The sequence below is a fragment of the Microvirga sp. 3-52 genome, assembly GCF_018383585.1.
Taxonomy (GTDB): Bacteria; Pseudomonadota; Alphaproteobacteria; order Rhizobiales; family Beijerinckiaceae; genus Microvirga.
Map to the genome: position 1 here is coordinate 1 of NZ_JAHAMK010000044.1, position 14,059 is coordinate 14,059.

Sequence of the window (14,059 nt, forward strand, 5' to 3'; positions counted from 1 at the left end):
CGGCTCAAGGCAAAAGCCCCACGTAGCCTTGAAGCCTTGGAGGCAGAGCTCAAACCAGCCCTCGACACCATCAGCGCAAAGGATGCTCAAGGCTGGATCAGGCATGCCGGCTATGCTCTACACTGAGACCAAAAGCGCTTTAGGTGCCTCAAAGGTCTCATTCCGACCTGAAATCGGCCCATCCTTTGTTGGTCTCTACTTCTCAGTTTGACCGGTACCGGGCCGTCCCATCTTTGCGGAGATTCTGGTGGTCAGAATGGCAAGCTATGTCATGTATTTGGGTAGTGCAGCCGCCAACGCATCGACCGCAAGACGGACCTTCCGTGGCAAGTGAGGCGTCTGCAACCAAAGTGCATAGCAGTCGTACAGGAATCCGGGCTGATCCGGTAACAGCGGGACAAGCGCCCCTGCCCGAATGCGCTCACGCACCAGCCAGGAGGGAAGCCAGGCCAATCCCATCCCGGTGGCCACGGCATCGGCAATCGCATCAAGATCATCGAGCCGCAGCCGGCTTCTTGGCGTGATCTCCACCGGAGCATGGCCGTCGCGTGGAAACAGCCATGGCGGAACGGGGCCTGCCCGGTGGTAGATGACCGCCTGATGATTGGCCAGTTCTTCGAGCCGCTCAGGCCTGCCGTGCCTTTCAAGATAAGCTGGAGCCGCGCAGACGATCATGTGCTGGCGGGCGACACGACGGGCAATCACGCCGGTCTTGCATTCCAAATAGCCGGTCCGGATTGCTAGATCACAGCCATCTTCGGCAAGATCGATGATGCGATCATTAAACGACAGGTCGAGTTCCAACGTGGGATATTGCCGTGCGAGCTCCAGCAGGACGGGGGTCACGCAGCGCCGGCCGAAATGCACCGGCATGCTGACGCGCAGCCTGCCGCGGGGTTCGGACAGTTGATCGGCTGCGAGGGCATCTGCGGCCTCGGCCTCAGCAAGAACCACCCGGCAGCGCTCATAGTAGGCACGGCCGAAGTCCGTCAGGCTCTGGCGCCGTGTGGTCCGGTTGATGAGGCGCACGCCCAGACGCTCTTCGAGAAACCGGACATGCTTGCCGACCATTGGCCCGGAGAGATCGAGCGCGGCCGCCGCGGCCGCGAATGACCCCAAATCGACGGTCTTGACGAACACCGCCATGCTGGTCAGGCGATCCATATTTGGAAACTCATGGTTTCGACTGTTCTGCCTCAGACGCTATTTATTCAACCAATAGCCTCCTGCATAGCTTATTCAGTTCAATTATTTTGGAGTTGTGGCGGATGGCACGGGTGGTTCGCTTTCATGAGCATGGTGGCCCCGAGGTTCTGCGCATCGAGGACGTTGATGTTCCTGGCCCTCGTCAGGGTGAGGTCCAAATCCAGGTCAAGGCGCTCGGCTTGAACCGGGCTGAGGCGTTGCTCCGCACGGGCTCATACATCGAGACGCTGACATTCCCTTCCGGCCTTGGTCTCGAGGCAGCAGGCATCGTCGAAGCGGTTGGCGAGGGCGTGGATGGTTTCGCACCAGGCGACGCCGTCAGCATCGTTCCGCCGATCTCGATGGTTCGCTGGCCTGCCTACGGAGAGCTTGTGACATTTCCGGCTGAGCTCGTCGTGAGGCACCCGCCATCACTCGGCTGGGAAGCGGCCGCCGCCGTTTGGATGCAGTATCTTACCGCTTACGGCGCGCTGATCGACATTGCCCAACTCCGCAGGGGAGACTTCGTCGTGATTACCGCGGCATCCAGCAGCGTCGGACTGGCGGCGATCCAGATTGCCAACAGGGTCGGCGCGATCCCGATCGCGGTCACGCGGACATCTGGCAAGGCGTCAGCCTTGCTTGATGCAGGCGCTGCGCATGTCATCGCTTCAGCAGAGGAGGACCTGGAAGTCCGGCTGACGGACATTGCCGGACCGGAAGGCGTCCAAGTCGTCTTCGACCCGATCGGCGGACCGATATTCAAGCCTCTCACGGCAGCGATGGCGCGTGGCGCCATTCTCATTGAATATGGCGGCTTAAGCCCCGAGCCGACCCCTCTCCCGCTGTTCAGTGTACTGGGCAAGAGCCTGACGCTGCGCGGCTACCTCGTTCACGAAATCGTCGGCGATCCGGCCCGATTGAAGGCTGCCAAAGCGTTTATCCTCGAGGGATTGGAGGCGGGTGCTCTGAAGCCGATCATCGCCAGGACCTTTCCGTTCGAGCAGATTGTGGAGGCGCATCGCTTTCTGGAGTCGAACGAGCAATTCGGCAAGATTGTCGTGACCGTTTGACGGGTCGTAGAGTGATGGAGTTTGGCATCGCTCGATCAGTTCGGTACGTCTCTTCAACAACTCCTCAACACTGCACGGCATCAGTTCCGAGGTGACCTGGGATGTCGAGGTCCAGGAGACCGCCGCCGCCTAGTCCCTGACGGTCTCCCCGCCCTCCGTATGTTCCGCCCAAAGGACTCGAAATCTGAGCCACGGAAGACGTCCGAATGAGAAAAGGCCCTCATCCGTCAGGGAAGCGGGCCTTTTCCAATCCTTGGCGGATGCACCCAATCCTGTCGGTCCACACACAGCCCACGGCTGCAAAGACCGAAGAGTCAGGCTTTTCGCCGATTCGAGTCAGGATACCCTCAGGTTTGAGTCAGACTTCAAGACCCGGGGACACAGCACCTTTCGGCTACGCGGCGATCTCGGCGAGGATACTGCGCTCTACCCATTCCCTGCGTTCGTCGACCGATGTCCCCATAAGGACCGAGAACTTCTCGTCCTCCTCGGCGGCGTCGCGGACGTTGACCTGCAACAAAAGAAGACGCGAAGGGTTCGCGTGTACATGAGGCGCAGAGTGCTCTGCAACCCAGTCGGGCCAAACATCAACCAAGTCACTTGTCAGGTCTCGACGAACCGCGCAGGATCGAAAGTTGCCAATCTCTGAAGGTCTGGAAATGGCACGGAGCCGAAATAATCTGAGTGTCGGAAATGGCGGAGAAAGCAGGCCTTCTCACGTCCATGCTGTAGGCCAGTGCGTAACCCCAAGCCGATATCCAGTGCTGTTTTGAAGACTTGCCGGCAGTAGCGTTGCAACTCAAGTCTATAACTAAACTTCAGGAGCAAGGTGGCCGGAGACATTTGTAGCATGATGCACGACGACCAGGTTCATATTGACGCTGATATCGTTCAGGGGCTGATCCTCGATCAGTTCCCGGAGTATCGCAATGAGCGGATCGGGCAACTCGGCGCCACCGGCACTGTCAATGCAATCTTCCGCATTGGATCAGGTGTCGCGGCAAGGTTTCCCTTGCGCGCCATGAACCTCACCGAATGCGCTGAGATGCTTCGTCGGGAAGCGGCCGCTATAGCCGAGTTCGCTAAGCATTCTCCGTTCGGGACGCCTCGACCGCTGGGGATTGGTCAACCCGGCGGGCTCTATCCCATGCCCTGGGCGGTGCAGAGTTGGATCGAAGGCGAGGTTGCTACGCCAAATGGACTTGCGAGGTCCACGGCATTGGCTCTCGATATCGCCAACCTGATCGCATCGTTGCGGGCGGCGGACACTCATGGTCGCCGCTTCGACGGGCAGGGGAGGGGCGGTAACCTTCCCGATCACGATGACTGGATGGAAGTCTGCTTCAGGAACAGCGAGAGCCTTTTGGACGTTGCTCGCCTGCGTCACATGTGGGCTCGGCTGCGGGAGCTGCCGCCATCCGGACCTGATGTTATGAGCCATCGGGATCTCATTCCGGCGAATCTTCTTGTGCGGGATGGGCGTCTCGTGGGTGTGCTCGATGCTGGCGGGTTCGGGCCGGCAGATCCGGCACTGGATCTTGTGGCTGCGTGGCACCTTCTTGACCGAGAGCGCAGAGATATCGTGCGGCATCATCTTGGGTCAGACGAGGTCGAGTGGAAGCGTGGCGCAGCATGGGCGTTTCAGCAGGCGATGGGACTGGTCTGGTACTACCAGCACACGAACCCAAGGATGAGCGCACTGGGTCGAAACACGCTCTCCCGCCTGCTCGAGGACCTCATCCTATGATCGAATGGACGTCTGGCGAACGCCCCCCAAGAAGCAATGCCCGCGTCTCTCGAGCTGGCATCGCAAGCGGAGTGTTGTCGCGATGGCTGGTGCTGTGCTCATTGAGGAGCCATCCACGATCTGTTTTGGGCTCCAGGATGCGAAACTAGCCCTAGCCGCAGCCTATGCGCCTGATTGAGCGTCCGATGCCCGAGCCGATGGTGGGATGTCGTGGGCGTCTCGTCTGCCTCTCAAACCGAGTTCGCCGACTGCTCGGCCTCTGGCCTATGTCTCTCCGGCAGGAAAGACCACTCTTGGCACTCCCGAGACGGAAACACTTGGTCTGCTTCACCGGTCATGAGCTGACATTCGCTACGCGGCCGGAAGGTGAAAGATTGACCCAGAGCGGAAGAAGTGCCGCGCTATGTCAGAGTTTCGGGGGGAGGAGCAAGGCAGCCGCTCCATCCAGGTCCGACACTTCCGCGTAGGGCAGCCAGTCCGGGTTGCCGGTCTCACCCCGCCGGTTCACCCAGATACCACGCAGACCCAGCTCGTGGCGGGCCTTCATGTCCCAGTACATTCCCATCGCCACGTGCACCGTCTCGTCCGGCGTCACACCTATCCGGCGGTAGGCGTACTCAAAGAGCTGCCGCGACGGCTTGTAGGCTCGCGCCTGCTCGGCCGTGATGACGTAGTCGAAGGGAACGCCGATGCGCGCCACGGTAGGGGCGATCAGGTCGTCGTCGGAATTTGTGAAGATGGCCAGCCTATAGCGCTCGCGCAGCCGGCGCAGCGCCGCCGGGACCTCAGGGTGCGGGCCCATGGTCGTCGGCGAGGCCGCGACCCGTTCGATCTCGTCCCCGCTCGGGGTCAGGCCGTGCTCGGCGAAGGCCGCAACGAAGCCAGTGCGCAAGATGTCCTTGTAGAGGCGGTGCAGCCTCTCGGCAGTGAGGCGTCGACCTTGGGAGGAGAAGCTGTCGAGGATCGCGGATGCGCTCGCGCCGCTCCCGTGCTTCGCCAGCGTTGCGCCGATCTCGCGTAAGAGCACCTCGTACCACTGCACGAGCGTGCCGTAGCAGTCAAAGGTGATCACCTTCGGAATGGAATCGAGCGTGAACACCGAGGTGTTGAGTTCGGGCATGAATAAGGCCTGCGCTTAGTGGATGGTCGGGAAGATTTGGCCAAAAGACGCTAGCACGCATCCCGATCGCTTGCTTGCAGCTCTTGATGGCGTCAAGCGGCGACAAGGATCGGCTTGTGGCACGGGGCGGAAGCAAGCCGAATTTCAGCTAGCGGCGGTAACACCGTACACTCCTAGAAACACAGGAAATATCCTGGATGACCCGGAGCGGTCCTTCGGAGCGGCGACACGGGTCCTTCTCGGGACGCTCTTCATCAGGGATGGATCAGGTCGGGCGCATATGCGACAGGTGGGAGTTGGAATTCCTCTTCTTCAAATCGGGTTGGCTTTCAATTTTTCCCGCCAGAGGGATGCGAGATCCTTCAGATCCGCGTCCCGCGTGTAGGAGGATGGCTCATCCTCGAGCCTTTCCAGGATTTCGAAGCTGAATTGCGCCTCGCCGTGGCGACGCCAAGCCTCGAGCATCTCCTTCCTGGGGTGGGTGCCCTGTCGCAGCGTGAACCACAGGCGGGTTTGGATCGTCTCGATGTTGGGCCAGTGTCCTATCCATGTCTCGCCGGAAGCCGCGCAGCGAACCGCATAGACCCCGCCGACGACCTTGCGTTCCTTGTAGGCTGCCACTGCCGCCTTGCGCGCCTCGCCCTTCATCCCGCCACTCCTTTTCGACTGGTTACGAGACGACTGCATATCGCCTCGGCGTCCACACGGACGCCCTCCGTGAATACTACCCGGGCAATATTGACGCAAGGTTTTTATCCGGGTAATAATTAGCACCTAACTTGTGGTGCTGAACGTGTCCGACCTCCTTGCCAAACCCTGCACGGCCTTCGACGGTCATCGCGTGCTCCTCTCCGGCCCGCTGGTCAAAGTGGCTCTCGCGGTCAAAGCGGCCACCGACAATCGCTCATCGAACGCAATCCTCGTGTTCGACGATGCGACCGGCCGCGTCATCGATCTGGACCTGCGCGGGTCCGAGGCCGACATCGTCGAAAGAATGTCCCAGCCGCCTCGGGCGCATGCTGGGCGCTACCGCCCCCGTGCGGATGAGGCGACCGGACCTGCAAAGGAGATGGTGTCCGAACCCAGAGGCCGGGGACGCCCAAAACTGGGAGTCGTTGCGCGCGAGGTGACACTGCTGCCGCGGCACTGGGATTGGCTGGCTACTCAGCCGGGTGGCGCATCTGCCGCCCTGAGAAGGCTGGTAGACGAGGCCCGCCGAAGCGGGGGAACGCGACAGCAGAAACGTGCCACCCAGGAGGCCGCCTATCAATTCATGCTGGCTCACACGGTTGTCGAGGCCATCGATCGAACGGCTCGGCGGTCATCAAGTCACTGAAGCGACACTCCAGGCGCTCAAAGGCCTAATCTCCGCAGCCCCCAGCCACCACGACACCGCTTGCATTTATGCGTAGGTGCTGCCGCAAACCTCGCACCGCTTGCAGGCGAAGGACTGCAAATGGCACTGGGCTGACCTTATCCCGAGTTCCGCTATCCTTCCTACAACGGACCAACATTCGATACGTGCTTCGTTACACTTTGACCCAAACTTGACCTATACCAACTTGGGGTGCGGTCCTTACAGTGGAGCTGAATTGGATGGGGTCTCGTTTTGGAGATCCACAAATCGACGGAACGTGCCATATGCTCGGCGCCAGAAGCTGTCGCTATGTAACATAGTATCTGTGAGGCGGCTGCTAAATCATACCCGGGCATGCAAGTTAAGGGACAAGATGCCTAATACTAAGGCAGATAATACGAAAGTTCTGCACCCCTGACAAACAAACAGGCTTGTTTGTTTGTAATTCGCCTGCCACTCTTCAACACCACGGGAGAAACGGAATGAAACCCCGCGGCCGTAGGAAAACACAGCAGGAGCGTACCGCTGACACAACGCTCAAGCTGCTCAACGCGACTATCGATCTGCTGCATGACCGTGGGCTCTCCCGCATGTCGACGTCCGACATCGCGCAGGCTGCTGGAGTGTCGCGAGGTGCACTGACCCATCACTTCAGCTCGAAGGAGGAAATCATCGCGGCGGCAGTCTCCCATCAACTGCGCAATGCGACGGCTGGCCTTCACAAGATGGCTGAGGGGATACGTCAGTCTGGAGGAACGTCTGACGAGATCGTCGACTACCTGTGGCATATGATGAAAGACCGCTTGTTCTACGTGACAATGGAGTATTTGCCTGAGGCAAGGCACAACGCGGAGTTCCGCACGGCTATTATTCCGGTCGTGAAGGAATTTCATGCAGGCCTCAACTCCGTGTGGGCAGAGCTCGCAGGGCAGGTTGGTGTCGAGGTCAAGAATGCGCTCGTCTTGATGAACGCGACGATGTGCCTGATCCGCGGGATGATCGCTCAATCCGCTACGAGAGACGATCCGGCTTACTTCGATGCGCTGCTCAGTTTCTGGAAAGAGCAGATGCGGCGTGAGTTCATGCTGAGGAATAACGAATACCCGCAGGTGCGGGCGAACCGAAGCAGAGCCTAGCTGCCCTTGAGATCTCCTCGGCAAAGCTACGGCATCAGGGAGCGGCGAAAGGGCGATAACCGTGCACGCACACGCAAAGACACCCATGGAAGCGACCCATGGTACATTCACGCATCCCTTGGCCGTTGAGAGGGTCTGTCTGGCTTTTGGAGGACTAAAGGCCTTGGACGGTGCGTCGTTCCACGTCGAGCCAGGGGTCGTGACCGGACTGATCGGGCCCAATGGTGCCGGAAAGACGACGATGTTCAACGTGATATCCGGCCTTTACAGGGCAGACTCCGGATCCATCAGATTCATGGACCATTCCATTGAGCGCTTGAGCCCTCACAAGATCACCCGACTTGGGCTTGTTCGGACGTTTCAGATCGCGCGCGGCTTTCCCAAGCTCTCAGTATTTGAGCACCTGATGGTTTATGGCGCGCAACAGCCTGGCGAAGGCATTGGTACCGCCTTGGCCGGATCGGCGAGCGCGCGACAGCGTGAGGCGGAACTAGCGGAGAAGGCCTTGTCCATCGCTGCGCGCCTGCGGCTGTCCCACGTTATCGACAACAGGGTGACAGCTCTCTCTGGGGGGCAGAAGAAGCTCTTGGAGATTGGGCGAGCCCTGATGGCCGAACCTCGCATGATCCTGTTTGACGAGCCGGCAGCCGGCGTGAACCCCACGCTCGCGGAGGAAATCGGCGACCATTTGCTTGCGCTCGTGTCCGAGGGCATGACGGTGCTGCTCATCGAGCACGACATGGCGCTGATCGAGCGCATCTGCAAGCGCGTCATCGTGATGGCGCAAGGCCGGACACTCGCTGAAGGATCCTTTGACGACGTGCGAGAAAACCGCGAAGTTCAGGATGCGTACCTTGGAGGACGCAGATGAGATTGTTGGATGTCGAAGGCATCGTTGGCGGCTATGCCTCGGCCGAGCATATCGTCAAGGGTGTGGCCCTGAGCGCGGATACGGACGAAGTCGTCACCATCATCGGGCCAAATGGCGCCGGCAAGTCGACCGCGCTGAAGCTGATCTCCGGATTGCTGTCCCCGTCGCAGGGGAGGGTTTTGATCGGCGGCGAGGATATCACGGGCCAGTCGCCGCAGGCCATCGCTAAGGCCGGCCTCGGCTTCGTGCCGCAGGAGCGCAATGTCTTCGGTTCGCTCACGATCGCGGAGAACCTTGAAGTCAGCTGCCTGTTTGAGCGCAGCGCGGCAAAAAAGCGGATGGAAGAAGCCTATGCACGATTTCCAATGCTGTTCGATAAACGTCGTATATCGGCCAAGAGTCTGTCAGGCGGACAGCGTCAAATCCTCGCCATGGCGATGGCTCTCATGGGCAAGCCTCGCGCACTTCTGCTCGACGAGCCTACGGCGGGTCTCAGCCCGAAGGCAGCGCACGAGCTCTTCGAATACATCCGCAGTATCGCTAAAGAAGGCATAGCGATCCTCATGGTCGAGCAGAATGCGCTTGAGTCTCTCGAGGTCTCTGACCGCGCCTATGTGCTCGTCGATGGCCGAAATCATCTCGATGGACCGGCCGAAACCGTCGCCAACGATCCCGATATCCGCCGTCTTTTCCTGGGCGGACGCGCCACTAAACCGACAGGGGTGGGCCAGCAGGCCAATCCCCCGCGTCACTGAAGAGGACAGTATCATGACAGATATCACGCGCAGACATATTCTCGGCGCTGGCGTCGCCTTCGCCGGCACAATGGCAATGCCGGCGATCTTGCGGGCACAGACGGGTCCCATCAAGCTTGGAACGCTGACCCCGCTCACCGGCTCGGGGGGCTCCTACGGCCCTTCCATGGCGAATACCGTGAAGAAGGCCGCCGACGAGATCAACAAGGCAGGCGGCATTCTCGGACGTCAACTGCTCATCATCTCGGAAGACGACCAGACCAGCCCTGAGGCCGGTCTGCGCGCCGCACGCAAGCTCATCGATATCGACAAGGTCTCCGCTATCATCGGCACCTGGGCATCCGCGGTCACCACGGCGGTTGTGCCGGTGTGCTCGCAGTCCGGCGTGTTCCTCTCAACTGTTTCCGGTGCAGAGCCGATCACTCTACTCCCCCACCAGGGTTTCCTTATCCGAACGCAGCCGACCACGACCCTGCAAGGAACCAAGTTCGGGGAGTTCGCCCTCAGCGCCAATGCCAAGACAGTGGCGTTCGTCTCGCCGCAGACGCCCTTCACCGAGTCGCAATTTGCGGCGCTGACCAAGACCGTCACGGCGGCTGGCGGAAAGACCACCTCGCTGATTTATGACGACAAAAAGACGACCCTGCGCACCGAGGTCGATCAGGTGCTGCGCGGCAAGCCCGATGCGATCGTGATGGGCGGCTATACCAACGATACCGCCGTGCTCGTCCGCGATCTCTACCGCGCTAACTATCGCGGCAGCCTGTTCGGCTTCGGTTACTCTGTGAATAAGCAGCTTGTGGACGCGCTTCCGGCGGATGTGAGCGAAGGCATCTACACCCTGTCTCCGTCACCTGCCGAAGGCAGCAACGCCTACAAGAACGTGTCACGTCTCCTCGGCGTCGACTCGCCGGACACGTATAGCTGCCAAGTCTACGACCACCTCAACCTGATCGCCATGGCGATGGCAGTCGGCAAGGGCGACACCGGGACCATTATCAAGAACAACGTGCGCAAGGTGTCACAAGGCGGCGGCGAGCGAGTCGAAACCGCAGTCGACGGGCTCAAGCTGATCGCCGACGGCAAGAAGGTCGATTATGACGGCGCTTCCGGTCCCTGCGACTTTACCGACATCGGCGACATCACCGACGCCAAGTTCCGCTATGAGCAGGTCAAGGGCGGTAAGATCACCCTGCTGAAGATTGCGTGATGTTCGACGCGGTCCTTCAAGCCCTTGTCAATGGTGTGATCGTGGGAGCGCTCCTGGCAATTCCGGCGCTCGGCTTCAGCGCCATCTTCGCGGTGTTGCGGTTCCCGAATTTTGCAATCGGTGCGCTGGCTACGGCCGGCGCATACATCGCCTGGATCGCAAACGTTACCCTCGGACTCCCGATCGTCGCGGCGATCATCGTTGCCTTCTTGAGCGCGGCGATCTTCGGGGCAACGCTTGAGTATGGTGCGCTGGAGCGTCTTGGACGGGGCGGAGCGCTGATGAAAGCCATCGGGTCGCTTGCCATGGCAATGGTGATCGAGAACATCGTTCGCTTTTTCTTTGGCAACGATTTGCGGGCGTTCGACCTTCCATTAGCTCGCGATCTTGTCTTCGGCCCGATCCGGATCGGGCCGCAGCAGATCACCAACTTTATCTTCGCTCTTGCCATCATGGTTGCGATCTGGGCCTTTCTGTCGTTCTCATCGCTCGGACGCTCGATGCGGGCGGTTGCCGACAACGCCGACCTGGCGCGGTTGAAAGGCATCAACCCCCGCTTGATTGCGCTGGTCACTGTCGCAGTCGGGAGCGGTTTATGCGGCGTCGGGGGCACGCTCATCGGCCTGGATACGTCCATCGATCCTCTTCTGGGCGGACGCGTGCTCCTTTCGGTGTTCGCCGCCGCGGTTCTGGGCGGGCTCGGAAGCATTCCCGGCGCCGTGGCGGGTGCCTTTGTCATTGGTATGGTGGAAGAGATCACGGTGCTTGCGCTGGCTCCCGCGTACCGCCTCGCCGTCGGCTTCATCGTCATCCTTGTGGTGCTCGTGATCCGACCTTCAGGTCTCCTCGGTAGCAAGGCGGGCTGACAACATGCTGACCTATATCCTGTTCATGCTGGTCGTCGGCTCGATCTATGCGCTGCTGGCGCAGAGCCTCATGCTGTCCTGGGGACTGGCGGGGCTCGTCAATCTCGGCCTTGCCGGATTCTTTGCGGTCGGCGCCTATGCTTCGGCGATGCTCACCACATGGGAGCAAGCGCCGATCCTGGTCGGCGTTTCTGTGGCCGTGCTGGCCGGAGGCTTGGCAGGTCTGCTGGTGTGCTTCTCGACCCTTCGCCTGCGGGACGACTACCTCGCGATCGTGACGCTCGGCTTTGCCGAGATCGTGCGGATCGTGGCCTCGAACGAAGTCTGGCTCACCGGAGGCACTGATGGCATCTCCGGCGTTCCGGTCATGATCGCCCGTGACACGGGAGTCTGGTTCCATCTCGGGACCCTGTTGATCACCGTCGCGGCCGTTATCCTTGTCTACGTGCTTCAGCGCAGGCTTCTCGCGTCTCCATGGGGACGAGCGTTGCGTGCTGTCCGGGAGGACCAGACCGTTGCCTCCGTGGCAGGCAAAAGCATCGTCCGCTTCAAGGCTCAAGCCTTCTCCCTTGCAGCTGCGATCGCGGGTCTGGCAGGTGCGCTCTACGGCCACTACACAAGCTATGTCGCTCCGGATCAATTTCAGCCTCTGATCACGATCTATATTTTCCTTGCGGTCACAGCCGGTGGAAACGCTCGCCCGGCGGGTGCGGTGCTCGGTGCCTATCTTCTCGTCGCCTTTCTTGAGGCGACACGTTTTCTTGCCGAGATCGCTCCAGGCGTAACGGCCCTGCAAGCCGCCGCCCTTCGCGAAATCGCCGTCGGCATCGGGTTGGTTATCGTGCTGACCTTGCGTCCCGACGGTCTTCTTCCCGAACGTTCACAGAAAGCCCCAGCCTCATGAACAACCAATTGCTTCAGTCCTATCTCTCCGTCACCGACGCAATCGCGCAGGACGCCTCGCCTGAGGCGGCATACCGTGCCGTCGAGAAGGCAATCAACGACTTGATAGGCCACAGTCTCTTCACCATCCTCGTGCGCTGCGAGGGTGGCGAGGAGGTCGAGAGGGTCTACTCATCCCAGCCGGAAGCCTACCCGGTACAGGGCCGTAAACGCATGGGACCCACGCCATGGGGCGAACTCGTGTTGACGCGCAAGCAGACCTTCCTCGGTCGCGACAAAGAAGCGATCCGCTGGGCTTTCCCCGACCATGAGCTGATCGAGAGCCTCGGGCTCGGCTGCGTCATCAACGTATCCGTGCAGGAGGGCGGGGAAATTCTCGGGACCCTGAACGTCCTGGACGAGGAGGGGGCCTATACGAGCGACGATCAAGTCGCCGTCGTACGCTCCTTCACACCGCTGCTCATTTCCGCCCTGACGAAAGCCCGCAAGTAAAAGCCATTGCTCATAGGAGACATGCATTGCCCGCTATCCTGTTCAAGAACGCCAACATCCTCGACGGACGGAGAAACGAAGCTCTTGCCGATCACAACGTTCTCGTGGAGAACGGCGAGATCCGTGAGGTATCTGACGGCCCTATCACGGCTTCGTCCGCTCGCGTGATCGACCTCGCCGGCAAGACCTTGATGCCCGGCTTAATCGATTGCCACGTTCACGTCATCGCCACCGTCGCGAACCTCGGCGCCAACGCCGAGTTGCCAAACACGCTCGTGGCGCTGCGCTCAGCCAAGATCATGCGCGAGATGCTGATGCGCGGATTCACAACCGTCCGCGATCTGGGCGGCGCTGATCATGGTCTCGTGATGGCAATTGAGGAGAGGCTTATCGAGGCTCCGCGCCTCGTCATCTGCGGCAAGGCCCTCTCACAAACCGGAGGCCACACCGATTACCGCGGCCGGTATCATGCCCGCAACGTCGACTACTACGCGGACAAGGCTGGCAGCCTCGGGCGCGTCGTCGATGGTGTGGACGATGTCCGCCGGGCTGCCCGTGAGGAGATCAAGGCCGGTGCCCAGTTCATCAAGATCATGGCCAATGGCGGTGTGTCATCGCCGACGGATCCGATCGCATTCCTCGGCTTGTCCGCAGATGAGATCCGCGCTGCGGTTGAGGAGGCGCGCAACGCGCAAACCTATGTCGCCGCCCATCTTTACACGGACGAGGCTATCCGCAGGGCGGTGGAGCTCGGGGTTGAGTCCATCGAGCACGGCAACCTGATCTCGGCCGAAACGGCGCGGCTCGCGAAGGAAAAAGGCGCTTATGTGGTGCCGACCAATGTGACGTTTGATTATCTTGCCAAGGAAGGCGCCTCCTTCGGTCTACCGCCCGAATCAGTCGCTAAGATCGAGGACGTGCGCAGCCAAGGCCTTGCTGCACTTCAAACGCTGCACGATGCAGGCGTCATGATGGCATACGGCTCGGATCTTCTTGGCGAGATGCACCAGCATCAATCCGATGAGTTCATCCTGCGTGGCGAGGTTCTGCCTGCGATCGAGGTCATCCGCTCCGCTACGATCAACGCCGCCAAGGTCGTCAAGCAAGAAGGGAGGCTCGGTGTGGTCGAGGCTGGTGCCCATGCGGATCTCATTGTCGTCGACGGCGACCCCTTAAAGGACCTGTCGGTTCTGACTGGCCAAGGGCGGCATATGCCCGCGATCATGAGGGCAGGACGCTTTGTGAAGGATGAGCTGGCAGCCTGATCAACGGAGCCTGCCGATCCGGTCGGACGACCCGTCTGGCCGGCTCGCCGGGCTTGGATCGCCCTTGTGCCCCGCGCCC

Annotated in this window: 15 protein-coding genes; 11 read left to right on the plus strand and 4 right to left on the minus strand. The window is 60.6% G+C overall.

All coding sequences use genetic code 11. The features are described from left to right. Window positions 1-264 precede the first annotated feature (264 nt). Window positions 265-1,164: a LysR family transcriptional regulator gene (locus KHP60_RS22400; RefSeq protein WP_213566505.1), complete on the minus strand. Its 900-nt coding sequence runs from the start codon at window positions 1,162-1,164 to the stop codon at window positions 265-267. A gap of 104 nt (window positions 1,165-1,268) precedes the next feature. Between KHP60_RS22400 and KHP60_RS22405 the strand changes: the two genes are divergently transcribed. Beyond that, the gene (locus KHP60_RS22405) at window positions 1,269-2,258 is read left to right on the plus strand and encodes a zinc-dependent alcohol dehydrogenase family protein (protein WP_213566530.1); all 990 of its coding nucleotides are present in this window, start codon (window positions 1,269-1,271) and stop codon (window positions 2,256-2,258) included. 394 nt (window positions 2,259-2,652) lie between these two features. Here the strand turns inward: KHP60_RS22405 and KHP60_RS25925 are convergent, their stop codons facing one another. Then, window positions 2,653-2,853, minus strand: coding sequence for a hypothetical protein (locus KHP60_RS25925; RefSeq protein ID WP_409366309.1), 201 nt, complete (start codon window positions 2,851-2,853; stop codon window positions 2,653-2,655). Window positions 2,854-3,108: 255 nt separating this feature from the next. Here KHP60_RS25925 and KHP60_RS22415 point away from each other — a divergent pair, with 255 nt between their 5' ends. Further along, entirely contained in the window at window positions 3,109-4,005 is an 897-nt protein-coding gene (locus KHP60_RS22415) for an aminoglycoside phosphotransferase family protein (RefSeq protein ID WP_213566507.1), read from the plus strand. A 406-nt stretch (window positions 4,006-4,411) separates the two neighbouring features. Here KHP60_RS22415 and KHP60_RS22420 read toward each other — a convergent pair whose 3' ends face one another. Both KHP60_RS22420 and KHP60_RS22425 read right to left on the minus strand, forming a co-directional pair. Further along, complete coding sequence (locus KHP60_RS22420; protein WP_213566508.1) at window positions 4,412-5,125, minus strand: haloacid dehalogenase type II; 714 nt, start codon at window positions 5,123-5,125, stop codon at window positions 4,412-4,414. Between the two features lie 312 nt (window positions 5,126-5,437). Then, entirely contained in the window at window positions 5,438-5,773 is a 336-nt protein-coding gene (locus KHP60_RS22425; RefSeq protein ID WP_213566509.1) for a GIY-YIG nuclease family protein, read from the minus strand. 145 nt (window positions 5,774-5,918) lie between these two features. On the opposite strand from KHP60_RS22425, the gene KHP60_RS22430 reads away from it, so the two are divergent. From KHP60_RS22430 to KHP60_RS22470, 9 genes are all read left to right on the plus strand, one after another. Then, on the plus strand, window positions 5,919-6,461 hold the full coding sequence (locus tag KHP60_RS22430) for a DUF2239 family protein (RefSeq protein WP_213566510.1): 543 nt from the start codon (window positions 5,919-5,921) through the stop codon (window positions 6,459-6,461). Between the two features lie 503 nt (window positions 6,462-6,964). Next, on the plus strand, window positions 6,965-7,618 hold the full coding sequence (locus KHP60_RS22435; protein ID WP_213566511.1) for a TetR/AcrR family transcriptional regulator: 654 nt from the start codon (window positions 6,965-6,967) through the stop codon (window positions 7,616-7,618). An 85-nt stretch (window positions 7,619-7,703) separates the two neighbouring features. Next, a complete protein-coding gene (locus KHP60_RS22440) occupies window positions 7,704-8,489 on the plus strand; it encodes an ABC transporter ATP-binding protein (protein ID WP_213566512.1) in 786 nt (261 codons plus the stop codon). Beyond that, window positions 8,486-9,244, plus strand: coding sequence for an ABC transporter ATP-binding protein (locus tag KHP60_RS22445; RefSeq protein WP_213566513.1), 759 nt, complete (start codon window positions 8,486-8,488; stop codon window positions 9,242-9,244). The genes KHP60_RS22440 and KHP60_RS22445 overlap by 4 nt, the downstream gene beginning before the upstream one ends. A 13-nt stretch (window positions 9,245-9,257) precedes the next feature. Further along, window positions 9,258-10,454: an ABC transporter substrate-binding protein gene (locus KHP60_RS22450; RefSeq protein ID WP_213566531.1), complete on the plus strand. Its 1,197-nt coding sequence runs from the start codon at window positions 9,258-9,260 to the stop codon at window positions 10,452-10,454. Further along, window positions 10,454-11,320: a branched-chain amino acid ABC transporter permease gene (locus tag KHP60_RS22455; protein WP_213566514.1), complete on the plus strand. Its 867-nt coding sequence runs from the start codon at window positions 10,454-10,456 to the stop codon at window positions 11,318-11,320. The genes KHP60_RS22450 and KHP60_RS22455 overlap by 1 nt, the downstream gene beginning before the upstream one ends. A 4-nt stretch (window positions 11,321-11,324) precedes the next feature. Then, window positions 11,325-12,224, plus strand: a complete 900-nt coding sequence (locus tag KHP60_RS22460) for a branched-chain amino acid ABC transporter permease (RefSeq protein ID WP_213566515.1) — start codon at window positions 11,325-11,327, stop codon at window positions 12,222-12,224. After that, a complete protein-coding gene (locus tag KHP60_RS22465) occupies window positions 12,221-12,715 on the plus strand; it encodes a GAF domain-containing protein (protein WP_249689040.1) in 495 nt (164 codons plus the stop codon). Before KHP60_RS22460 ends, KHP60_RS22465 begins: the two co-directional genes overlap by 4 nt. A 26-nt stretch (window positions 12,716-12,741) precedes the next feature. Further along, on the plus strand, window positions 12,742-13,980 hold the full coding sequence (locus KHP60_RS22470; RefSeq protein WP_213566516.1) for an amidohydrolase family protein: 1,239 nt from the start codon (window positions 12,742-12,744) through the stop codon (window positions 13,978-13,980). Window positions 13,981-14,059: the final 79 nt, after the last annotated feature.